This is a genomic window from Tunturiibacter lichenicola (assembly GCF_051013355.1).
Taxonomy (GTDB): Bacteria; Acidobacteriota; Terriglobia; order Terriglobales; family Acidobacteriaceae; genus Edaphobacter; species Edaphobacter lichenicola_F.
In genome coordinates this window covers 3,216,531-3,241,771 of record NZ_CP132944.1, presented here as the reverse complement: position 1 = coordinate 3,241,771, position 25,241 = coordinate 3,216,531, and the positions used below count along the sequence as shown (strand labels likewise).

7 protein-coding genes are annotated in these 25,241 nt (G+C 55.7%); 5 read left to right on the top strand and 2 right to left on the bottom strand.

All coding sequences use genetic code 11. The features are described from left to right. Positions 1-2 precede the first annotated feature (2 nt). The 5 genes from RBB82_RS13645 to RBB82_RS13625 all read left to right on the top strand — a co-directional run bounded on the left by RBB82_RS13645 (position 3) and on the right by RBB82_RS13625 (position 16,397). The gene (locus RBB82_RS13645) at positions 3-3,449 is read left to right on the top strand and encodes a DUF6603 domain-containing protein (RefSeq protein WP_433971140.1); all 3,447 of its coding nucleotides are present in this window, start codon (positions 3-5) and stop codon (positions 3,447-3,449) included. Further along, on the top strand, positions 3,446-6,634 hold the full coding sequence (locus tag RBB82_RS13640; protein ID WP_433971139.1) for a hypothetical protein: 3,189 nt from the start codon (positions 3,446-3,448) through the stop codon (positions 6,632-6,634). The genes RBB82_RS13645 and RBB82_RS13640 overlap by 4 nt, the downstream gene beginning before the upstream one ends. Beyond that, positions 6,631-11,085 carry a hypothetical protein gene (locus RBB82_RS13635; protein ID WP_433971138.1) on the top strand — a complete coding sequence of 1,485 codons (4,455 nt, stop codon included), beginning with the start codon at positions 6,631-6,633 and terminating at the stop codon, positions 11,083-11,085. Before RBB82_RS13640 ends, RBB82_RS13635 begins: the two co-directional genes overlap by 4 nt. Next, positions 11,063-12,862, top strand: a complete 1,800-nt coding sequence (locus RBB82_RS13630) for a hypothetical protein (protein WP_433971136.1) — start codon at positions 11,063-11,065, stop codon at positions 12,860-12,862. The genes RBB82_RS13635 and RBB82_RS13630 overlap by 23 nt, the downstream gene beginning before the upstream one ends. Before the next feature lie 439 nt (positions 12,863-13,301). Further along, on the top strand, positions 13,302-16,397 hold the full coding sequence (locus tag RBB82_RS13625) for a family 78 glycoside hydrolase catalytic domain (RefSeq protein WP_433971135.1): 3,096 nt from the start codon (positions 13,302-13,304) through the stop codon (positions 16,395-16,397). Between the two features lie 168 nt (positions 16,398-16,565). Here RBB82_RS13625 and RBB82_RS13620 read toward each other — a convergent pair whose 3' ends face one another. Beyond that, positions 16,566-18,197: a WD40 repeat domain-containing protein gene (locus RBB82_RS13620; RefSeq protein WP_433975380.1), complete on the bottom strand. Its 1,632-nt coding sequence runs from the start codon at positions 18,195-18,197 to the stop codon at positions 16,566-16,568. A 171-nt stretch (positions 18,198-18,368) separates the two neighbouring features. Next, entirely contained in the window at positions 18,369-24,728 is a 6,360-nt protein-coding gene (locus tag RBB82_RS13615) for a malectin domain-containing carbohydrate-binding protein (RefSeq protein WP_433971134.1), read from the bottom strand. Positions 24,729-25,241 lie beyond the last annotated feature (513 nt).

The window sequence follows — 25,241 nt, the reverse complement described above, 5'->3', positions numbered from 1 at the left end:
GCATGGCAGGAAAAGCTGGAACGCTGGAGGTACTCGCGCAGCAGGTGGGCATAGCCCTGCAGCCGCTGGAGAACCAGCTTACAGCCGAAAATATTATCCCTTTTCTCTCGCAGCTCGGTTTGCAGTTTCCTCCTGCACTTACCGGATCAGGCGGCTTCATGACAGCTGTCGGTGCAGGCGCTACCGCAGCGGGTGGGCTTCCGCCGTTGTTGACGCAACTCGCGACTGACATCGAAGGGGACAACGAGTCGGGCATTCTGCAAGACGGGCTGCAGCTGATTCAGCAAGTGGGAAAGACCATCTCTGCGTTGGAGCAGATTGGCACGGAACTAAACACCCTCGCGAGCAGCTTGCCGGGCATGAATCCCGCCGAGGTGGGGACCTTTGCCACGAATCTCGCTAAGAATCTTCTCAGCTATCTTCTGATCTCATATCTACGAACGGTGGCGGCGGGAGCTGTGGGGGTTTTCAACGCTCTGGGCGTGTTGGATTATCTGCCCAATCCGGGCGTCGCGGGCGATGTTACGCATCCTGCGTTCGTTGCGGAACATCTTCAACTCGGCAACCTAGGAAAGCTATTTACCTCACCAGCAGATCTGCTCAACACACTCTATGGATGGGGTAGTCCGACCTTTGATGGTCAGCAGCTTCTGCCACGGTTGAGTGCAACTCTCGACCTTCTCGGATTTGTATCGGAGATCATCGGTACCGGGCCTACCGCCATTCTTAGCTGCTCGCTTCTCACGGTTCAGGCAAATCCGACGACGAATCCGCCGGGCTTATTGGCGTCAGTGCAGTATCCGATCTCTTCCGGGCTCGACCTTACGTTGCCGCTGAGCGAGATTTGGTCGGTGCGGGTGCAGGCACAAGCGGCGATCGATGCTGGGCTGGCTGCAACGATCACTCCACCCGCGAACGTTTCGCTGCTGCCTCCTACAGGCACGTTAGATGGCTTGCTGCAGATTGACCTGGTGGCTAAAGGTGCAGATTCTTCGCATCCAATCATTGTTATCGGGCAAACGGGTGGGAGCAGAATACAAACCGATTCGTTCTCGGTGGGCGCGGGACTCACCATCAATTGGAACTCCAGTGTTGGGCAAGCTATCGCTGAACCGCAGGTGCAGGCGGCGATCACTGGAGGCAAAGTTGTCATCGACACGTCGGATTCCGATGGGTTTATCGCGACGGTGCTTTCGGGAGTGAACGTCGAGGCTGCGTTTGACGTGGCAGCAACATGGGGGCCCGGCGTCGGCCTTCACATCACGGGAGGTGCGCAACTCGAAATCGATCTCCCGCTGCATGTGAGCCTTGGTCCTGTTACTGTGCAGACGCTTTACCTGATTGCCGGAGTCAGTGATGCCGGCATCCCCCTCGAAGTATCTGTGGCGTTGGGTTTGATTCTGGGGCCGATACAGGCCTCTGTTGATCGTATTGGCGTGAACGGGTTGCTCTCATTTCCCGACCATGGCGGGAATCTCGGTGCTGCAAATCTCGCTATCAGCTTCAAGCCGCCGAACGGCCTGGGTTTGGAGATCGATGCAGGAGTAGCGGCCGGTGGAGGTTACATATCGCTGGATCCGGCCAAGGGAGAGTATGCCGGGGTACTCGACGTCTCGATTCTCGACATGGTTCAGGTGAAGGTGATTGGGGTTATCGACACGATCATGCCCGACGGATCGACGGGCTTCGCGTTTCTGCTCATCATCACCTTCGATTTTCCCCCAATCCAACTCGGGTTCGGTTTTACGTTGAACGGAGTCGGCGGTCTGGGCGGTGTGAATCGCACAATGTCGATCGACGCGTTGCACGCAGGTTTCCGTGCTCATACACTTGATACGATTCTGTTCCCGCCTGACCCGGTGGCCAATGCACCGCAGATCATCAGCAACATTCGATCGTTTTTTCCAGTTGCTCCCGGACGCTATGTTTTTGGTCCAATGTTTGAGCTTGGGTGGGGAACACCAACGCTTATCACGCTGGCTATCGGAATAATTCTGGAAGTTCCAGATCCGATCCGCATTGCGATTCTTGGCCTGATTGACGCAGGTCTTCCCACGGAAGATGCCCCGCTCATCGAACTTCACATCGATGTACTCGGGACTCTTGACTTCGGCACCAAGACGTTCGAGCTTGCCGGTTCCTTATATGACTCGCGCGTCCTCATCTTCTCTCTTGCAGGCGACCTCTTCTTCCGCCTCTGCTGGGGAGACAACCCGATCTTTATCTTCTCTCTCGGCGGTTTCAACCCGCACTTCAATACCGCCGGACTCGACATACCTAAACTGGTCAGGATGTCTGTCAGCATCGGTGATGGAGATAACCCACGCATCAGCGCCAACAGCTACTTTGCTATCACTTCGAACTCTCTCCAGTTCGGCGCTAACGTCGAAGCCTATGCTTCGGCAGGCGGCTTCGCCATTCATGGCTACCTCGGCTACGACGTTCTCATCATCTACTCTCCTTTCTCCTTCGAGTTCGACTTCTCCGCGGGCTTCGACGTCTCCTACGATGGGCACTCTCTCTTAGGCCTCAACGTCGATGGACTTTTTTCTGGTCCGCGTCCGTGGCACCTCCACGGCGACGCCAGTATCGACATCCTCTTCTTCAGCGTCAGCGCATCGGTCGACCTTTCGTGGGGTGACTCCACACCAGTTACACTCCCGTCGAAACCTGTTCTCCCAGACCTCCTCGCCGCCTTCGACGCTCTGAGCAATTGGAGCGCGATTCTTCCGGACAACACCGTGCAGGCCGTCTCTCTCTCTACGCCAAAGCCCGACGACACCACGCTCCGAGTCCATCCTCTGGGTATCCTAAGCGTCAAAGAGAATGTTGTTCCTCTCGATATCGCCATTACAAAATACGGCAACGCGACTCCCTCGGATGGTACTTTCTTCTCCATCAGCGATGTTCAAATCAACGCTCAGGTAGACCCGCCCACTCCATACACTCCATATAAGGACTACTTCGCCACCGGCCAGTTCCAGACACTCAGCGACGCCGATAAGCTCAGCCTCCCTAGCTTCGAGTACTACGATGCGGGCGTAAACATTGGCTCTTCACCAATTCTCACTGGTGCAGATTCGCCCCGCACAATCGTCTACGAAGAGATACAGATCGACCCAACCACCTTCTCCACATTCAAGCGCTTTTATTCTATGAGCGCTGACGTCCACGCATCTCTTGTGCAGCAGGGCTCCGGTTACATGTCAGCCGTGAAGCATACGGGTTTCGCGAAGTACAAACAACCCTCTGCGCCAACACCAATTACCACTACCGATCCTGTCTTCGTCATTACGGGTGTGGATGATATGGTGATTCGCGCCGACATAGCGAATGCGTCTGGCACCTCCTACTTTGCCGCACGTGCGACCCTGGCAACTCACCTGGCTCTTCACCCTGAAGACTCCGGCAACCTGCAGATCGTTCCGCTCCATGAGGTGGCCGTATGAGCAATACTGCCCTCGCCCGCTACCACTTCCTCGCATGGACGCGACGCGGTGTCGCGACCAGCATCAACCAGCCCGATCAAGGTGAACTGCCGTCTCGCGCCAGCCTCAGCGTTCAGCTTGCTATCTCTTCGCTTCAAGGTACAACCACCACTATTACCAACGCTGACCCGAAGACCGTTGAGATATTCGGCCCTGGCGATGTGATCGGCATTGACCCGCGTCACATCATCCGCACCGAGCCACGAAACTTCACCACCAACTACGAACCGAACTATCTCTGCGGCATCGAGTTTGACTCGTCCGACCTGCCCTGGCTCTTTACTCCGGCGACTCCTGTTGGTGATCGTCTTCGCCCCTGGGTTGCTCTCATCGCACTCAAGTCTGACGAGTTCACCTTCGTTACGACTCCACCGAATCCGCTGCCCGCCATTCAGATCACCACCCTCACGCCACTCAATGAGCTTACCGACTCATGGAACTGGGCTCACGCGCAGATTAGCGGCGACACTCCCATCGCCGATGCCATGTCCTCCGCGCCTGGCACGGTTATCTCACGTCTCCTGTGCCCACGTCGGCTCGATCCCGAGACAGGTTACACCGCCTTTCTCGTTCCCGCATTCGAGATAGGTCGTCAAGCTGGACTCGGCCAGGATATCTCCACCGTTACACACTCCGATCCCGCATGGACTATCGCCAAAGGCCCCAACCAGACTGCGGTTCCGCTCACGCTCCCTTACTACTATCAGTTTCAATTCCACACCAGCGATGCTGGAGACTTCGAATCGCTGGTGCGCGCTCTGACACCAACTGTGCTGACAGATGGTGTGGGAAGCCGTCTGATGGACGTGGCGCATGCGGAGGAAGGAATCCCTTCAGCTGGCCCGCCGCTTGGACTTGAGGGTGCTCTGCGCAGTGTCAGCACTACATCGACCGATTGGAAAGACCCCGACAAGACGGCTTTTCAGACATCTGTACAAACGTTCATCAATCAGCCCTCTGCCCTCGTCGATGATCCGGCCAATCCTATTCCTGACGATCCAGTCATCGCCCCACCAATCTACGGCCGGTGGCATGCGGCGGTGCAGAGTGTTGATCGCACTGCGGCGGGATGGGTCAATGATCTCAATCTCGACCCGCGCAACCGTGCCGCCGGTGGTATGGGCACACAGGTCATCCAAAAAGAGCTCACGCAAGTGCTGGCGTCTGCCTGGCAACAAGTCGACGGCGTACTTGCTGCAAACCAAAAACTTCGCCAGGCACAACTCGCACGCGCTGCTCTGCAGCAGATATACGCCCAACATTTTCAGATTATGCAGCCCGACACTGCGCTCTTGTTAACTGCGCCACTGCACTCTCGTCTCATGGCAAGTCCCATCACTATCCGCGCCACAATTCGAGCTAGTCGCGTTCCCGAGCGTATGCTCTCTCCCGTCTTCCGTCGAGTCACACGACCTGTCAGAAGACTTACACCTGCAGTATCTTCCAGCGCCACACCAAGCATCGCTGCAAAACCATCCATTCTGTCTCGAGTAAACTCCGGCGAGCTAACCATCGTTCCAGCACCCAAGCCGCCCGACGGGATGGTTTCCATCGATCAAATCTCTGACCAGATCGCTTCTACTTCCGATCAGTCTCTTGCAAAGAACTGGAAGCTTTGGCTCATCTTGATCATCATTGCCGCCATTGTGCTGGCCATCATTGCCGGCTTCACGATCGGACTTGCTGCAGCAGTAGCGGTCGCTGCCGCTGGCGCAGTAGCAGCCGTCGCATTGTGGAATAAAGCGAAGGCGGCCATTGCAAACGTAGCGCTCTCGAACGAGCTTCACGTCTCCGGCTTCACTCCGCAGATGATCGTCTCCATTCCACAGAACACATCCTTTCAAGTCGTCGCAGCCGGAGTTGCGCCGCCCATTACATCCACGGGCACGGCAGACACTGCGGCCGCCGCTCAATTCCGCTCTGTCACCTCTGACCTATTCACCTACGTGCAGGCTCTCCCCATCGACGCTCCGCAAGCCCCTCCGCTCGATCTCGTCTCACTCAAGACCACTCTGATGCTTCGTCTTAATCCGGCTATCACCGTACCGCAAAGAATCAACTCTCTTATCAATCTCTCGACGCTAGTTCCCTGGAAGCCTCTTGATCCGATAGCTCCTATCATGGCTGCTCCGTCGTTCACGCAACCCATGTATGCTCCTCTCCGCGACCTTGATCAGCAGTACGTTCTTCCCGGCGTCGACCTCGTTCCTCAAAATTCAGTTGGGCTCGTCATCTCGAATCATGCTTTCATCGAGGCATACATGGTTGGCCTTAATCACGAGATGGCTCGCCAACTACTCTGGAACGATTACCCCACAGATCAACGCGGCAGCTACTTCCGACAGTTCTGGGACGTGAGCTCTTACGTTCCGGAACCCGGCGACCCAACTGACCCCACCGCGCTGAGCGAACTCCTCAAAGACATTCCGCCCATTAATACCTGGCCGCTCACCGTCCCACTGGGAGATCATCCCAACCGTACTGACGTCCCGCTCGACAACGTCGTGCTGCTGGTTCGTGGCGAGATCTTCAAACGTTATCCCAATGCAGTCGTCTTTGCTGCCAAAGCCATCCGCACTGGCAACACACTCGACATAGACGAATCTGACGATAGCGCCTACAAGTACCACATCTTCCGTGGAGAACTCTCTGACGACATCACCTTCCTGGGCTTCAACCTCAGCAAGGAAGACGCACGCGGTGGGACTACAGACGCGCCGTACGGCTACTTCTTCGTCTTTCAGCAACAACCGTCGGAGCCTCGTTTCGGCCTTGAGCCTACTGAAGCCACTAACCCCACCACACTTTGGGCAGATCTCGCCTGGACGAACTTCGGTCCGGCACCCGCGGGGGGCGGCATCTACCAGCTTCCTGACCTTGGATTGAGCACTCGCGCCATGATCATCAAAAAGAATCCATGGCGTCTCTCCTCCCAGGTATTCAACTTCGTCGTCTCTAATAATGCTGTCCCGGACATCCTTTCACCATCCATCTCTCCAGCTCGCACCGCGATCGCCGCCGATGCGAATAATCCCAACGACCCCAATAACAAGTGGGGCGTCAACAGCGCGCAGACCGCATACATTCTCCTGCGCCTTCCCTTTAGAGTTCTCATTCACGCGGACCTTATGTTGCCAACACAATGAATACAACCTTCAAATCGCCGCAGAGCGCAATCACTGACGTCACAGATGTCAGCAACATAGGTTTGCCTCAGGGGCTCGACGCACAGACACCCTTGCTGATGTTGCCCGTCAACATCGAGACGCGCTTCATGCACAGCAGCGACGCTAACGAGCTCTGGGTCCGCATCTACCCAGATCAAATCGCCATCAACTCGCACGAGCCCGAGCTCACCACACAAGAGATAGCTGACGGCCAAAGCTACTGGAACACAGTGTGGGGCGCTGGTCTACCATCGCCCAGCCTCGATGCAGTTCAAGCTCCTTGGCGTGGCCTTGCCTCTCTCTATGGCGCACCCCGAGCGGCCTGGATCGCTTTGCAGATGACGCCTACTAATCTGTCATTACAGCCAACTGCGAGCACGCCCGCCGGCTCTACACCAACTCCCGCGCCGGTCTTTCCGACGCCACCCACTCGCGACAGTTCATGGCAGAAGACTGCTTTCGCCGCCGTTCTCCCCGACGCATGGACTGTAGTTCTAGTCTCCGAAACCACTAACTCCACCTTCCGCAGTGGTCCAGTTACTCCCGATCTTGCAGTGGGTCTAACGCCAGGAGCCGGTTCCTTCCCTCCTGGCTCGCCCGTCGACGCAAACCTTCAGTGGCTCGTCGACTTCAATCTAGCGGTGGCCGCCGGCATGGCCCTGAAGATCCCGCTTACACCCGAGCAACGTAGCACCGGCTTCGAGCAAGTTTTTGTCTATGGATTGCGCAGTAAGGGCAATGCCGTCGAGTTCGCCGATCTGATCGATGCCCATCACTACACTGACGGCTTCGCGCTGGTTCCTCAAGGCTCGCCGACGAACAACACCACTGATGCGAGCTCTGCATTCTCCCGCAAGGACCCGACCTTTGACATTAGTTTTGCGGTCGAGCGGCAAAACGCACTCGACGCAGCCTCAAACTCCGACGGCAACATCTTTGCCTCACTGCTCGGCCTCGATCCAAAGACCCTCGCTCACGTTCAGTACGCAGACGGTATCGATCAGCAGAGCTCCGCAGACTCTGTCACTGCGCTGTGGCCATCCACCCTGGGCTACTTTCTCTCACAGATGATGTCTAGCGTCTTCAGCGTCGATCAGATCGAAGATGCGCGTCAGTATGTTCTCGCCAATACATCTCCACGTGGGGCGATCCCCGCGTTTCGGACCGGCCAAACTCCCTACGGTGTGCTCCCTGTCACCTCGCTCAAACGGTACAAGCCAACCCAAACTCGCACCGCTGCCCCCTCCATTGAAGCGCCTCTCGTCGACTTCATCCAACGCCTCTGGCCGGTCTGGCTGCAAAGCTCCGCGACCGCTCCACACATGCAAAACAGCGGCGATCCAGATCAACAGCTCACTAGTGTCCTCGGCATGGATGCCAGTTCCATGGCCTTCCGCGGTCGCAATGTCCTGGGAGATGATTTCCTCTGGAACTATCTTAATTTTCTTCGCACTCCATCCAACAGCCAGCAATCGTGGTGGACCTCACACCTTGTTGCGGGACGCCAGGCACTGGACTATTTCCAATACAACACATGGGATCCACGCCTTATTCACCTCGGCATGGCCCCCACTAACTTTCCCATCCCATTTCCCACCGTACAAACACCACCACTGTCAGAGACAGTTCCTCTTGCGAACGATGCTGATCTTGGTGGCGGTGTAAAAGCCAACTACATCGAGTGGCTCCGGCAAGCTACCATCGATGACATCCGCGCGGAGAACTATCCCGGCCCCAAACCCACCTCTCTTCTCTATAAGATTTTGCGCCAATCCGTACTTCTCGACTACGTTACGCTCGCGACCAACACAGAGCTTCTAACCGGTCGCGTTGTCGCATCGCAGCTTCGCGAGATTGAGATCGCAGGCATCCCTCCAGCGCAGCCAGCACCTCAACCACCTGTCAGCCCGTGGGAGATTCTTGCCCGCCCCTCCGAGCCCAACCCTGCGCTCACGTGGGCGCAATATCTGGTTACTGCCGATCCCACGCCTGAATCTCCATACGCTCGTCTCACTGATTTGCGAAATAGTCTCGACCGACTCGCAAAGCTTCCAACCGCAGAACTCGATAGACTCCTCACTGAGTTCCTCGACTCCTGCAGTCATCGCCTCGACGTGTGGGCTTCGGCAGTCGCAAACGCGTTGCTAGCTCGTACTCGTCATAATCAAATTAACGACATCCACCTTGGAGCATTCGGCTGGGTCGAGCAAGTTCACGCTTCAGCGGTCGGCGTTCCTATTCAGGGGCCCGAACTAGCCAGCGTTCAAACCACAGATCGCCTTCGCTCCCAACGCATTAACGCGACGTCAGTTCTGCCAACACCCGTACAGCCCTCAGTCGACAATGGCGGGTTCATCTTTGCGCCCTCGTTCGAACAGGCGCGCACAGCCGCAATCCTTCGCAACGGCTACATGACTCACAAGGGCACTGCCGACGAAGGCCTCCTCTCGCTGGACATCTCCTCCGACCGCGTTCGCAAAGCTCTCTACCTTTTGGATGGTGTTCGTCAAGGTCAGAATCTCAGCGCACTCCTCGGCTACCTCTTCGAGAACGGCCTTCACGATCTCAATCTCGACAAGTACACTCAGCCCTTCCGCGATCTCTTCCCTGTCGTCGCCAACCAACTCACACCGTCGAGTAATCCCAGCGAATCTGTTGCCGCCTCCAACGTCGTCGATGGTGTCGCTCTCGCCGCCGCCTTTGAGAAAGGAACATTTGCTGCTGGTGGAAATTGGGGCACGGGCCTTCCGTCCGCAGGCCCCGACCAAACCTCAGTTCTCACGCTGCTCAAGACTATCGACGACTACTCCGACGCACTGGGCGACATATCCATTGCCGAAGCAGTCTTCCAGATCGTTCGCGGAAACTACGGTCGCGCTGGCGGCCTTATGGACGCTATCTCCAAAGGTGATCGGCCGCCTGATCCCGATATCCTCACCACTCCCCGTGGAGGGCTCGACCTCACTCATCGCGTGAATCTTCTCTTTGCGGGCACGCCTACCTACGCCGCTTCGTGGAACGCCATTACCAAGCATCCGAGAGCCCTCGCAGAACCTGCACTCGATTCCTGGCTGAGTCAGATCCTTCCGAATCCGACTCAGGTCGCATGCACTGTTAAATACGAACTCGCTGGCGTCACCCACACTTCCACAGTTCACCTGTCCGACCTCAACATAGGTCCACTCGACTGTCTTTCGATGGCCAACAGCGCTGAAGTCCCGCAACAATCCGAACTCGAATCGCGCATCCTCCAATTCGCGCTGCCCGCTGGTGCCAGCAAACAACAAATTGACTACACCGCACCCACCAGCATCGCCTTCCCCGACTTCTTCTTCCTCGTCGCTTCGCTCCAGTCTCTCATTGGCTCCTCCCGCGCACTCACTCCGCAAGATCTCACTGTCCCGGAGAAAAAAGCCGAAGACCTAGGCGGTGCTGTCGACCTGACAAATCTGCAAACACGAGCCTCTGCCGCGGCTTTGCAGCTCAGCAACGCCGTAGCCGCACTAATAACAGCTATTGGTGGAGGCTCCGCATCCGTTATTCGTACAGCACTCCAAGCCTGTAGCTTCTTTGGCGTGCCAAGTTCCGTTCCATCCTCGATCGTAGACTCGGCCCTTCCCGACCAGGCGGCCGCAGTCCTAAAGACTCTGCAGCCCCGCTCCACTCAAGCCTCGTCCGTCAACATTCCCACGGCCTCACAGGCCGATATTCTCACTGTCTTCAGTTCCGTCTTCGGCGCAAACTTCACCATCCTTCCGCGATTCACTCCACCCGACGCCGCGAGTCTGCAGGGTGCGTTCACACAATCCGCCTCTCTCGTTGCGTCGGATCCAGTTGCTCCATCACGCTGGCTCAACCAACTTACTCACATTCGTCCGGCCATCTCCAAGCTCGATACCGTTCTCTCACTCGCGCAAATTCTTAGCGGCAACACATCTACTCCTCAGCTTCTTTTGGGCCAACTCCCGTTGCAGGCCGGCGATCACTGGCTAGGTCTTCCTATCGATCCCAGCAATCCGCCGAACAAGGGGCGCGTCGCTTTCGCCTGCATCACACAAGGCGATCCAACAACACAAACTCCGTACGCAGGCCTTCTCCTTGATGAGTGGCCTGAGCGCATCCCCAGCACCGACGAGCGTGCCGCAGTAGCGTTCCACTATGAACGGCCCAAAGCCCGTGCTCCTCAAACTCTGCTGCTCGCGGTGTGCCCCGACGACCGCGCCACCTGGGACGACGATCTCGTCGCTGGCACCATTCAGGAAGCCCTTGAATTAGCCAGGATTCGCACGGTCGATCTCGACAGCGTTCTCCGCGTAGGCCAGATCCTTCCCGCTCTTTACTTCGCCCTCAACCTCCAAGGCGCTACAGTCTCCACCAACTTCACTCGCTTCGATGAAACGAGCCTACATGTCACTTCAATCCTTCGTTGATAAGGTAAAGTTCACACCGTCGCTCACCACGTGGACTCGGATCGAGCCTCAGCCTCGAGACGCCTCCATGGAGCGTAGCCTGCAAGCTCAGGTCCGCGATCCCCTTTGGTTGCTCGCCCGCCAATGGCAGGTCGGAGAATTTCTTGGCGACGATGCAGGCTCACCCATTCACGCTACTATTGCTGCCGAGATGCGCACCATCACTACCTACCGTCCCGGCTTTAATCCCGCATCAACGGTCCCAATCGACCCCACTCTTCCAATCGAAGTCCACGTCGAACGCGAACCCGTCACCCTTGAGATGCGTGGATCCGCACAACAAGGTCTCTACTTCGAAAATCTTATTCGCCAATCCTCCGTCGCCACACCGGAGACGGTTATCGCGGCTTTCCGCGCCACCTTTCCGATAGCAGTCGCTTCGCCCGATCCCACGTACGCACCACCTGATGCACTGCGCTTCCGCTCCATCGTTGCGGGCCGCGTCACAGACGGAGAAGCGCTATACGCCTCTGCTCGCGCAGTCGCTGCAGGGCAAACTCCGACCATCCCTCTACCCGCCGCAGCCTCCGATCCAGGAATGCCTGCCGTCATCACGTCCTTCCTCGCCTTCCGCGGCTCGCTCTTCAGTGAGCCCACCACCGATAACCCATGGCAGTCTCAGAACCTGGATTACGAGTTCGCTCTTGGCTCACCTGCCTCTGAAGAAACCATTACTCTTGAAGCGCCCGAGTTCCCCGGCGGACATCTCGACTGGTACTCCTTCTCTCTGAACGAGACAGTTCCTACCGCAACGCAAGCACCGTCCGCTACCCAGACACCTCCTGCACAAGTCTCAACTACCACGTTCGACTTCCTCCCCAATCAAGTCGTCTTTCGTGGCATGCCTGACTCGCGCTGGTGGAACTTCGAAGATGCCGTCACGGACTTCGGACAACTCGACGTCGAACACGTTGATCTCGCCAAGCTCTTGGTCATGGAGTTCGCACTTGTCTACGGCAACGACTGGTTCTGGGTGCCAATCCCCATCCAAGTAGGAATCTCCGGCTCGGATCCCACGCCCCGCGGCACACTGAGTCGCATCACCAACCTCGTAATCACCGATACCTTCGGCGTCCGTACCCTCATCCGACCCTCCGAGCAGACTCAGGTCAATGCCAACGAATCCCCCTGGTCGATGTTCAAAGTCTCCGGCGAAAACACTCGCTCCGACTTCATCCTCATGGCCCCGACCCTCGGCGTTACGGACGACGCCGACCCGCTGGAGGAGGTTCTCTTTCTCCGCGACGACATGGCCGCAATGGCGTGGGCCATCGAGCATCGGCTTCCGTCAGAGTTGGACTCGGCCACAGACGCCTATGCGCTCTACCAACAACGCCTCAAAGACAATCCCCCACCCACGCCACTACCTATCGTTGCGGGAGGCCCGGCCATCACGTACACGCTGGAGACGCCGCCACCCGACAACTGGATTCCCATGGTGCCCGTTCTGTCTCCCGCGAACGAACTCTACCTGCGACGCGGAACGATGGAAGTTCCCACAAAAGATGGCTTCATGAAGCTACAGGCGCGCGGAGCGATCCTCGAGCCGCAACATCCGTTCTTCGTCACTGATCGTGCCGTCCCACGATCAGGCACACAGGTTGATCGCTACTTCCGTTACACGCGATCCTCGGACGGAACGATCTTCGTTTGGCTGGCACGAAGATCCGGGCAGGGCCACGGCTCCGGCTGGTCCGGTCTGCGCTTCGACCTCGTCCAAAAACTAGGAGCAGGTTAGAGAGAGACCGACGATGCGCAGACAGTTTGAGATCAGCATCTCTTCGAAACCGCGGCCGCACCTTGAAGGTCCCGCTACAAATGTTGGCGCGGGCAGCCGAATCAAAGCCCTCATGTATGGATTTGCTGCTCTCATTTTGATTTCCATAATATTCGTAATCGGATTTACTCTCGGAACTGCCGTATTCGTAACGATGGGTGTGCTCGTAATTGCAGCACTCGCGGTGTTAGCGGTGCGAGGAGCATTCGGCCGGACCTGATTGGTCTGCGCTGACAGTCCTACTCCCTCTGTCTCTGCTCCGACCCTTCGCTGAAATCGCGCAACAAAAATACATCGACCTGCCGCGAACCAACCTTGGCATATATTCTCCTCAGAAGACATCTCATCGATATCGTTCAGTGGATATCATGTTCAAGTTACTAACTTGGAGGTTTGCCGCATGCTTCGAGTAGCCCCTGTTTTACTTTTGATGGCGGCATCTGCCGTGGCAATGCCGGTGCACCTCCGCACCAATGCTTTAGAAACTCCACTCGCCATCGACGCGAAGCCTCCTATCTTCTCTTGGCAAAGCGATGCGAAGACCCCGAACTGGGCTCAATCTGCCTATGAAGTCCTGGTCGCAACCGACACGAAGCTACTTGAACCGGGGCATACGGACGCATGGGATTCAGGAAAAACTTCATCTTCAGAGTCACTCAATATCGTTTACGCTGGAACGCCCCTGAAGCCGCAGCAGCACTATGTCTGGAAGGTACTCACCTGGGACAACCACGAAAAGCAAACGATGTCCGCAGCAACCTGGTTTGAGACCGGTCTCCTCGACGCCAACAGTTGGAAGGCAGAGTGGATCACACACAAAGATCCGATCGCCGACAAGGAACTGGGAGAAGTTCGCTGGATCTGGCTGACAGGTTCAGACGCGATGCAGGTGAAATCGGCTACTTCCGCTCGATTTGTCTATCACTTAAAGCTAGCTGTCCAGCCCGCTGCCGGAAGTCTTCATGTGATGGCTCGCGGGAGATTTATTGCGCGGGTCAACGGAAATGTCGCGGGGCATCACGACGAGTGGGGAGCCTTCGACCGTGAAGAGATCGCACACTTGCTACATCCCGGCGACAACGAAGTCGAAATAGATTTCGTCTCTCATCGTACCGATCAAGCGAATGGTAAAGCGCCTGCAGCCGTTGCTGCTGCAATCCATCTCACTCTCGCTGATGGCACTCAGCAGCGAATTGTAACCGACGACGAATGGCAGGGGCGCTCGTCCAGCGAAGGTCCTTGGCAACAGGTTCAGGTGGTGGGTCCGCTCTCCATGCACTTCGGCATCGGCACGGATCGCCACGAGGCGATCGCAGGACCAGATCGAGTCACGACTGCGGCTTCGCTCTTTCGCAAGGATTTTACAGTCGACTCTCCTGTCCGCGCCGCGCGGCTCACCGTCACTGCTCTGGGCGCGTATCAAGCCGAGGTTGATGGCCAGCCCGTCGCGCCTACTACGTTGCTTGCGCCCGGTTGGACGGACTTCCATAAGCGTGTTCTCTATCAGACTTACGATGTAACGTCGATGCTCGGTGCAGGCAGCCACACTCTAGGAATGATTCTTGGCGGCGGGTGGTACAGCTCGCCGCTGACGTGGTCTGGCTTCCGCTATACCCCCGGTCCAAATCTACTGCGTGCACAACTCGATATCACTCTCGACAACGGCAAGCATCAGGTGATCTCGACCGACTCCAGCTGGCAGACTGCATCCGCACCGATAAGATTTTCGGAGATCTACGGCGGCGAGTCCTACGACGCACGTCTGCAGCAGCACGGCTGGAGTGCCCCTCACTTCAATGCATCCGATTGGTCTCAGGCCGAACCAGCAACACCGCCAGACAGCGAGATGGTGCTTACGCCGCAATCGGATCTCATGATCAGCACGGTTCAGACGTTGCACCCCACCGGCCTTGATGCGGCAAATTCGACTCATCCCGCAGTCTTCGACATGGGGCAAAACATGGTTGGCAACATTCGCATTCATGTTCGCGGAGCACGAGGAACTATCGTGCGGCTACGGTATGCGGAGCGGCTCAATCCGGATGGAAGCATTTACACCGAAAACCTTCGCAACGCCGACGCGACTGACACATACGTCTTATCAGGCGAAGGCGACGAAACATGGACTCCCGCCTTCACCTTTCATGGCTTCCGCTATGTGGAGTTGACCTATCTCGGAAGCGGGGCCAGTGCCCCGCCAACACTGCAAACCATCGACGGGCTCGTCTTCAACAGCCTTCCGCCCGCGCCCAGTGTTCGCCTGAATAGCTCGAGCGATCTTTTAAACAAGATGAACGAACTTGGTGTTTGGGGACAACGCGGCAACTTCGTCTCTATCCCTACTGACTGTCCACAACGCGATGAGCGCCTCGGATGGATGGGCGATGCAGGTGTATTTTGGCGTACAGGCTCCTACAACTTTGACATCGACGCCTTCACCCACAAATTTATGCTCGACGTCACCGATGCGCAGGAGCCAGAGGGTGCCTTTACCGACGTTTCACCAAACATCCTGGGACCAACCCCAGGCGCGCCCGGCTGGGGCGATGCAGGCGTCTTCATTCCATACGCTGCGTGGATGCAGTATGGCGATGTAAGCGTTGTGGAGCGCTCGTGGCCTGCCATGGAGCGTTGGATGAACTTCATCCTCACGAACAATCCGACATACATTCGACAAAATGCGCTCGGCAACAACTATGCCGATTGGCTTGCACCCGACCAGAATACGCCCCGCACTCTTATTGGCACCGCTTACTGGGCGCTCATCGCGAGAGAGATGGTCGAAATGGCGAAAGCACTTCATCATCCAGAAGATGTAACCAAATATCAGCAGCAGTACGAGCAGATTGTCGACGCATACCGCGCGGCCTTCGTGAAGCCGGACGGCAGCGTTGAAGGAAATACACAAGCAGCATATCTTGCTACTGTCTTTACCGGGATCGCTCCGCCAACACTTGTCAGCAATATGGTCGATCGTATAGCCAAAGACGTAGAAGCACACGGAAACCATCTCACAACCGGCTTTCTCGGAACTCCATTTCTAATGTTCGTTTTCGATGAGAACGGCCGTCAGGATCTCGCCTTCAAACTCCTACTCTCCGACACCTATCCCTCGTGGGGTTACATGGTGAAGAAAGGCGCAACAACCTGGTGGGAACGGTGGAACGGCGACACAGGCGATCCTTCCATGAACTCCTATAACCACTACGCCTTTGGATCAGTCATGGCCTGGGTGTATCGACGTGTCGCGGGTATCGATACCGACGCAGTTGGTCCTGGCTATCACCACCTCGTCATCCATCCACACTTTGATGCTGCTCTCCCTCAACTGCACGTCGAGTACGACTCGGCGTATGGGACCGTCATCTCTGATTGGCAGCAGCGTGATCACCGCTTCATGATCGACATTCCTCCCAACACCACCGCGACAGTTATTCTCCCCGGAAAACACACTGAAACGATCGGGAGTGGGCATCACACGTACAGCATTCCCTGACAGAAGCGACCCCACCACTTGAGTGGACGGATCTATTTTTATTGCTCGTTCCGAGACTCTGTCCTAAGCAAGCGATCGGTCTAGTCTGAGACTGCTGCTCTGCACTACTAGCGAGAGAGTTTGACCGCTATGATGATTTCCGCGATCGATTGACAGCGAGAAAGTTTCTTACTGTTTTTTTTCCAAAGGCTGTTCGGGTGGAAGCTTTGCAAGCGACGAATTCACTTTAGCTAACCAACTCGGAAAGGGACGCGAGAGAGCTTTAGCGTACTCGAGCGAGGGACGGTCTCCCTTTGCGATTAGTAAGTTGACATAACTCTCAAGAGTTACATGACTCCATGGCGAAATGGGCCGCTGAGTGATATCAGCGAAGTACCATTTGCCAAAGAGCGTCCACGGATCGTTGGCCTTCGAGCTGTTTAGTTGAACTCGAATAGCTTCCATCCTGGCAAGATCTGGTTTCCGTGCTTGATCAAAGTTATTCAATGTAGATGCGAAGTCAAGAAGGTCAGCAAGCCAGGAGGGAGCCTCGTCGTTTGGAGGCAGATCGAGGACCCAGCCAGACGAGCCGCCAGCGATCAACAGAGATAATCCGTCCGGGCTAAATGAGAAGTAGGGAGACCCGGTTGGTGTAACGATTGGAAGCAGGATTTGATCGCCCGAAAGGGTATCCCAGAGTCTGACTGCCTTATCTCCAGCAACTGTTGCAACTAGCCGGCTGTCGAGACTGAATGACGCCCGACCAACGGGAGCTGGATGCTGCAGAGGAGCGACCATCAACTTTCCAGTGTTCGCGTTCCATATTCGTGCAGTGTGGTCTTTCGACGCAGTGACAATGAGCGAAGCATCGCTATTAAATTCCGCGGATGCTACTCCGAATCCATGACTGATGACAACTCCGGTTGGAGTCCCACTCTGGGCGTCCCATATCTCTGCCGTAGAGTCTGCACACGCCGTAACAATCTTTTTGTCATCGGGGCTGAATTGAGCGCTGTAAATATCGTTGTTACGACGCAGTCTCGAGGTGCGAACTCCTGTGCGCGGATCGCGGAGATCAGCGTAGTTGTCTCCGTTTGCTATCAAGATCAATTTTCCATCACTGCTGAAGCTGACCTGATAGGCAGACTCGTGGTACTCGATAAGAGGAGACAGAGGCTTACCGGTTGCGGCGTCCCACGTACGGGCTTTCCCCGCTTCTGATGCCGCTGCAATAATCTTTCCATCTGGGCTGAAACTCACAGACCATGCAGAACCGGGCAGTTCCATGGATGACACTAGTCTTTTACCAGTGCTGGCATCCCAAATCACGATCTTGCCATCTTCAGTACCTGTCGCGATCTTTTTTCCGTCACGACTGAAGACTCCTGCAACCACCTCATCGTTGTGATCCAGCGGTGGAATCAGCTGGAGTCCAGTATGAGAATCCCAAACTCGGGCTGTCTGGTCCGTCGATGTGGTCAGGATCCTGGTCCCATCGTGACTGTAACTAGCTGACGTCATCACTCCTGTATGGCCTTGAAGCCTTAACGTAGTATTGGCGCGCTGTTCCGTGAGCAGGCGAAAAGCGAAACGCGAAGCCTCTAAGTTACGAGGTTGTTGGCGCAGACTATCCGCCAATAACTGAAACGCCGCCAATTTACTACCAGTCTCTGCAAGTTCGAACGCTTTCAAATAATCTACATACGAATCGGTCACAGCCGCTGAAGCTTTAGTGACTCCAACGGATGCCCCAGTTCCTTCTTTACTGCTAGAGATCGTCTGGGCCACCAGACTACCGTTTGCCAAAGATAGGAAGAGCATCAAGGCAGAGGCTGGTAAAAGCCCCCGATACCACGACCAATGATAGAGAGAGAACATCGATTCCTTTTCGAATGTTGAGCTTTTCTACGAAGTTAAGAGGGCCTGCAGGGAGTGCTCCGGCAGGCCCTCGGAAGACGACAGGCGGAAATCTCGCCTATCCCGGGTCAGTGGTTATTTGATCTCAATGCCGTTCACCATAGGCTGGTCGTGCGCACCATTGGAGAAAGCAATGACAATCTGACCGTTGACGGGTGTGATGTTGGCGAAGCTCTGAACGGTCGCCGTGAAGTTGGCATTTCCGGCAGCCGCAAAGATATCAAAGTTCGTCAGCACCTGTGTTCCATTGATCGATACGTTGAACTGTCTAGAGTTCGCCGTTGAGAAGAAGAGCTCGGCGAAGTGAAGGATCACCGTGTAGGTTCTTGTGGCCGACACGTTGGGGATAGTGTAAGTGACGCCGCCCTGGTGAGCATCCGCATACACCGCAGCTGGCGCAGCTATACTTGCGATCGCTGCGGGTATGGTGATGGCTTTATTGGGAGCATCATTGTTACCACCGACAAAGTCGGTATCGCCGATGAAGCTGCCTACTACCGTCGAGCTGCCAGCATTGATTGCAATCACATCCGAAGATGCAGCTGCCGTTGATGTGGAAACCTGCTGCGAAGGTGGGGAAAGGACTCCGGCCCCGTTGACCGCTTCGACTACGTAGTAGTACATGGTCGAAGGAGTGAGACCCGTATCGGAGAAGCTAGTCGTTGTAAGGTTATTTGCGATCTGGGTAGCCGCGGACGGTACGAAGCCCGCGGTGGTGCTCCTGAAGACCGTGTATGTGACACCCGAACTGACGCTTGCTGTCCAGCGCAGATTGACTATGTTTGCCGAGCCCGTTGATGCTGTCGGGGCTGTTGGCGCGGACGGTATGGCTGCCCCTCCTGTCTGAATCTCAATGGCGTTCACCATCGGCTGGTCGTTCGTGCCATTGGAGAATGCAATGACAATCTGACCGTTCACAGGAGTGATGTTTGGAATGGTCTCGACAGCCGCCGTGAAGCTAGCATTTCCGGCGGCCGCAAAGATATCAAAGTTCGTCAGTACCTGTGCTCCGTTGATAGACACGTTGAACAGACGAGAGTTTGGCGTGGTGAAGAACAGTTCAGCAAAGTGCAAGACCACGGTGTAGGTGCTGCCTGCTGACAGATTGGGGATGGTGTAAGTAACGCCACCTTGATGAGCATCTGCATACACCGCAGCGGGCGCAGCGATACTTGCGATCGCAGTAGGTATGGTGATGGCATGGTTTGTAACATCATCGTTGCCGCCGGCGAAGTCCGTGTCAGCGACGAAGGTTGCGTTGTTGGTGGAGTCGGGCACCGCTGTGGCACTGCCCGCATTGATTGCAATGACTTCGGTCACCCCTGAAGCGGCTAGCGTCTGTGTTGAGGCCTGCAGCGATGTTGTGGACCCGGCACCGTTGACTGCTTCTACCACATAGAAGTAGGTCGTAGAGGCTGTGAGGCCCGTGTCTGAGTCAGTGGTGGTCGTCAGATTTTGTGCGATCTGATTGGCCGCCGTGGGAGTAAAGCCAGAGGTGGTACTCCGGAAGACGGAGTACGTAACTCCTTGCGTGGTGCTTGCCGTCCAACTGAGATTGATCTGGCTTGACGATACTGCTGTCGGTGTCAGATTGGTAGGTGCAACCGGCATGACCGGCCCAGCGTTGCTAATGGTCAGACTCAACGTCGCTGAGCCCGTCTGGCCAGTAGAGTTGGTTGCAGTCAGGGTGATGGGGAAGCTTCCGGTTACCGTTGGCGTGCCCGAGATGGCTGCGCCGGCGAAGTTTAGGCCGGTAGGCAGAGGGCTGGTACTGAAGGTGGTACCCGCCTCGTTCGAGGTGATGGTATAGCTGAAAGCCTGTCCTTCCGTCGCCGTTGCAGTCAGAGCACTCGTGATGATTGGTGCAGGAGCGTTAATCGTCAGCGTCAGTGTTGCCGTGCCTGTCTGGCCGGTGGAGTTGGTTGCGCTTAGCGTGATGGGGAAGCTTCCGGTGACCGTTGGCGTGCCCGATATGACTGCGCCGGTGAAGTTGAGGCCGGTGGGCAGAGGGCTGGTACTGAAGGTCGTACCCGCCTCGTTCGAGGTGATGGTGTAGCTGAAAGCCTGTCCTTCCGTTGCCGTTGCAGTCAAAGCACTCGTGATGATTGGCGCGGGAGCGTTAATGGTCAGCGTCACTGTTGCCGTGCCTGTCTGGCCAGTGGAGTTGGTTGCGGTTAGCGTGATGGGGAAGCTTCCGGTGACCGTTGGCGTGCCCGATATGACTGCGCCGGTGAAGTTGAGGCCGGTGGGCAGAGGGCTGGTACTGAAGGTCGTACCCGCCTCGTTCGAGGTGATGGTGTAGCTGAAAGCCTGTCCTTCCGTCGCCGTTGCAGTCGGAGCACTCGTGATGACCGGCGGTGTTGGGGTTGCAGCGCCAAAGGAGCCGATGACCTCGAAGTCAAACAACGAATAACCAAAGTTTGTCGTCCGCTTCGTGCCGCACATACGTACAAAGCGACCATTCCCATTCAAGCCACTGTACGTTTTGATGCCGCCGTTTGTATTACCCGTAACGTTCACGACGGTCGTCCACTTGGTGTTGGCCGCGCTGCAGTCTGGGGTTGCCGCTTCCGGGATAACAGTGGGATCATTGCTTGTCTGCAGCACATAGTTGGCTCCAGCAGCATTTTCCCAATCGAGCACGATGGAGTGGATATTCGCAGTGTTATTCAGGTCGATGACGAGTGATTGAGGATCCACACCCTGCTGAGTCTCCCATCGAGTCGTCAAGTTGCTGTCTACCGCGTTTGCGGCGATGTTGCCCCCATTGGAGCTGGAGGCACTAGTAAGTTTGAACTGCGCTAGATTTGCATCCGTTTGCAGCGGCAGGCTTGGTCCGATCAGACTGTTTGCCTTGGCTGCGTCGGCTGCATTTATAACGCCGTCGAGGTTTAGATCGAACACCGCGTTGGCCGAGGTGATCGTGTTGATCGGATTGTTGTTATTGTTTGCGATCAAAGTTGTGATCGCGTTCGCATCGGCTGAGTCGACTACGTGATCGCCGGTGACGTCTCCCTCAAGAACATTGAAAGGAAGATCATAGGTTGCATTATGCGATGCCTCACTCGTGAGAGCGGTCAAATGCAACTGTAGCGACTGAGCGTTTGCTACGTTTGCAAGTGTGACGGTAACGATAGTTCCGGTTGAGTCGAGTGTGACTGAACTTACGCTTCCCTGCACCGGCTGCGTCGAGCCAGGCTGAGCGTTGAGCACAGCTGAGGGAGTCGCTGAAAGTTGCTGGGCAAAGTTCAGTTGGAGCGTGTAGATCTGGCTTGGAGCGACACGCGCCTCAGTAGAAGGTGATCCAGCTGGTCCAAACGGGTAGAGCGGAATGCCTACCGGGGTCCCCGCATGAGTCTGAATAGAAGTAGCCTGGTAGACGGGATCCGAAAACTCGTTCGAGAGTTGTGCAGGAGTAACGGCGGTGTTGTAAATGCGAACCTCGTCGATGAAGCCTTGGAATCCGTCCGCGGAAGTCCCGTCAGAGGCGCCATTCGGGAAGAAATTTTGTTGGCCGATCCATAGGTCTCCGCCTCCACTAGCATCCTGCGCAGTTCCTTGCCCGGCAAGCTGGCCGTTTACATAGAGGTACCGCTTGTTGCTGGGGCCGTCTTGTACGAGCGCCAACTGTGTCCAAACTCCGGCTGTTGCCGCTGGGCCAGTGATAATAGTCCCAGTGGCACCCGGAGTACCACTGCGTGCCTCCCACTGTCCGTTGAGGTTGATCCAAAGGCCGTATTCGTTACCCTGGTCTCTTGACTTCACGATGATCGAAGCACCATCAAGACCTACGCCTGAGGGCCCGCCGAAGCCCTGCACCGTCGTTGGGTTGACCCAGGCGACGAGGCTATAGCTCTGGTTCGCAGTGAACTGCAGATCAGATTTATTTGTTACGACGAGCCGGTCGATAACTGTGGTCCCGTGATACTGCCAGGATCCTCCGATATAGCCGCTGGGAGTAGATTCAATCTCATTCGATCCCCGGCTAAGGTCCTTCACGGCAGTATGGCCGTTTCCGGTGAGATCCACCGAGCCAGTCGCGTTTTGTGCCTGCTGAAGTCCTTCGTCCATCGGCCAGTATGCAACCAGTCCGGGTTCGGAGTATTGCTGGAAGGTGGTCGCAAAAGCAACGTTGCTTGCGTTTGAAGAACCAGCCGTGTTGGTTGCAACGACAGAGTAGAAATAAGTCGTATTCGGGCTCAAGTTCGCAGTAAACGATTGGCCGTTTGCACCGGTCTCAAGACCGGTATCTATAAAATCTAAGTTGGCTGTGTTATTGGCGATCTGAATAGGAGTGCAGTTGGCACACGTTGCACGAAAAACATTGAAACCGGTGTGCGCAGTCGGCTGACCATTATCCGGGTCAGTCCAGGTTACCGTAATCTGCGATTCAGAATCGGCCTGCGCAGAGACATTCACCGGCACCTGTGTGGGAGCACCCGGGGCGACAGGGGCAGGGCCGTAAACGAAGAGATAGCCTGGCTTATTGTCTGATGCCTGCACGAACGATGTAGTAACTCCGGCGATAGTGACAGATCCGGTCGTGGTGGGATTTTGGTAGCAGGAGAAATACACCTTTCCGCCCGACACAATCGGGAGCCCAAATGTTGGGGTGACGCAGGTATTTTCTGATCCATCATCTGTGTTGATGTTAGTTTGCGAGAAGATGGCACCCTGGGCTAAGTTGGTTGCATCCCAGGCACGTATGCCGTTGGTGGTCTGCCATACCAAGCCATTGCTGGTGCCGTTTGCAGAGATAAATACTCCGGCATTCTTGTCGACTGGACCCTCTGGCGAGGCGTCCTCGGTGCTGGAAACATAAGTATTCGTGGTTTGGTTAAAGCCAACTACACGGGATCGAGCGCCTGAGTTGCCTCCCGAAAAGTAGATGCGGTTGTTGAAGTAGGAGGGCGTATTGAAGAAGCCTGTTCCGCTTGGGAAGACAATCTCCTGCACAACATTGTCATCCTGAAAGTCGACCCCAAGATTCCTGCTGAACGTGCTGCCTTGCGATGTGTCTATACCGCCGAGATTCGTACGATCCAGAACGTACATGACGCCGGCTTTACCACCACCGATCAGTAACTGCTTTGTACTGCCATCCGGAGCGGGTGTGTCGAAGAGCAACGGGCCGCCCGCACCGAGGTCCTGATCTCCATTATTGAATGAGTCCCACTGCGCGGGAGTAAACCATACACTGGTATCAGCAAAGGGAACTCGCAACTCATTTTGACCGCGGTACGCTACCGTGCCAGCCGGGGTTGTATCGAAGGCGAGTACACTCATTGGCCAATTGGTTCCCTGCGAAAACACATTGCCTTGACCATCCGTACCCATGGGGGGCAAGGGGTTATTATTGGGATCTTTGTTGTCCCAGTTGTTGCCATTGCCGGTGATGACATACATCTTATTCAACGAAGGATCGATAGCAGGACTGGCGCCCCCCATCCAGATTCCCGCTTCAAAGGTCTTATCCGGGGTTGTCGTAAACGCAGTCGTTTGCTGCAAAGTGGTCGCGTTGTATCCCACGACGAAGCCGGAGTATGGATGTCCATCGCTATGCGATGCGTAGGCCAGATATAGGGTGTTATGGCCGTTGAAATTGTCCAGCGTTAACGCCGATCGTAGATGCGAATGAAGAGGATAAAAAGGGATAGTTCCAGCTGGAACGGCCGGTTCACTATCGTTTTCGCAAACGGGGTTAGTCAGCGGCGTATTGGGAATTTGGCTCGTCTGACTGCAAGGTGTGGCATTATCTCCGGCAAAGACACCGTTGAACTGAGGGTTGATCAGGACAGGGCTGCCGTTTACCGGTAGCCCAGACTTCACATCGATAGCCCAAAGAAGTTGCTCGTAGGGATGCAAAGCTGCAAGAGTTGCGGTGTCTTTTAGTGCCGACACCACATAAATGATTCCCAGCGTTGGATCGATTACCGGTGTTGCCGTATTGCCAAAGAGAGGCCTAATGTCCGGCGCGGCGTCGGTGTCTATCTGCGGAATGGGCACGGCCGTCGTGTTACCCGTCGGGACAAGATGCAAGCTCCAGATTGGGTTGGAGGTACCATGGCCTTTCACGTACTTTGGATCTTGATCAGCGTCGAAGGCATACAGGGTCGCATTCTCCGTGACAACGAAGACGACATTATTGTGTGTCTGACCATCCGCCCAACCCCCAGGAAGCTTGCTGCTGGTCGTACCGCTTAGATAAAGCGGCTGCGCGAAGACTTGTCCGTCCACTTTCTCGGAAAAAAGAGGGATGAGGTTGCCACTGGCGTGAACGAACGCAGGGGTGAGAGTCGTCTCATTTGCGTTCACTCCCGTGTGCTTCGTGTCGACTTGCCAGGTGGTGATGTCAGTCTGGGCAAGCCCCTTAGAAGCATAGAGTAGACCAGTAAGACCGAGAATGAGAGCGCGTGCATGCGATGGAATTCGCAAGATTATCTCCGAGTAAAGCTGTGACGGTCTCAGGTTGAGCTAAGACCAGATGCCGCCTTTGCTCAGAAGTTTCTGGCGAAGGACGAGGAAAGCCACCAGGAAGATGCGCTACCGGCGGCTTCAAGTGAGTGGCGAAAAAAGGACGCAAAGCGGCTAATGCATGCACAGATACATTAAAACGCCGATATAAGACCGCGATGAAGACCTACAGGGAGGAGGAAGCTTTGGGGAGAGTCCTTGGCGAACGAAGCGTCGCCTTTGCTCTTAGACCAGCAATGATGGGAGTCTGTCGTACATGCTCTTCATTGCCTCCTTCAGTTCTCTGATTCTTTCAAAACGCGTTTCAGCTTAGTACTTACGGCTGATTGCAAATGTAATCTAGCATGTTAGATCATCAGAGTTGCCTTACGAGATGTCAAATTTTTGTCAATTCGGCTGCGGAAAACTCTTTCAAAAATGTAACTTCTTATGTTCTCAAATTTATTTGTAACTAAAATTATCACAATACTTTAG

What these genes read in the sequence shown, in the direction of transcription:
- RBB82_RS13645 (WP_433971140.1), top strand. Translation starts at nt 3, where the DNA reads ATGGCAGGAAAAGCTGGAACGCTGGAGGTACTCGCGCAGCAGGTGGGC.
- RBB82_RS13630 (WP_433971136.1), top strand. Translation starts at nt 11,063, where the DNA reads ATGTCACTTCAATCCTTCGTTGATAAGGTAAAGTTCACACCGTCGCTC.
- RBB82_RS13635 (WP_433971138.1), top strand. Translation starts at nt 6,631, where the DNA reads ATGAATACAACCTTCAAATCGCCGCAGAGCGCAATCACTGACGTCACA.
- RBB82_RS13625 (WP_433971135.1), top strand. Translation starts at nt 13,302, where the DNA reads ATGCTTCGAGTAGCCCCTGTTTTACTTTTGATGGCGGCATCTGCCGTG.
- RBB82_RS13640 (WP_433971139.1), top strand. Translation starts at nt 3,446, where the DNA reads ATGAGCAATACTGCCCTCGCCCGCTACCACTTCCTCGCATGGACGCGA.
- RBB82_RS13620 (WP_433975380.1), bottom strand. Translation starts at nt 18,197, where the DNA reads ATGCTCTTCCTATCTTTGGCAAACGGTAGTCTGGTGGCCCAGACGATC.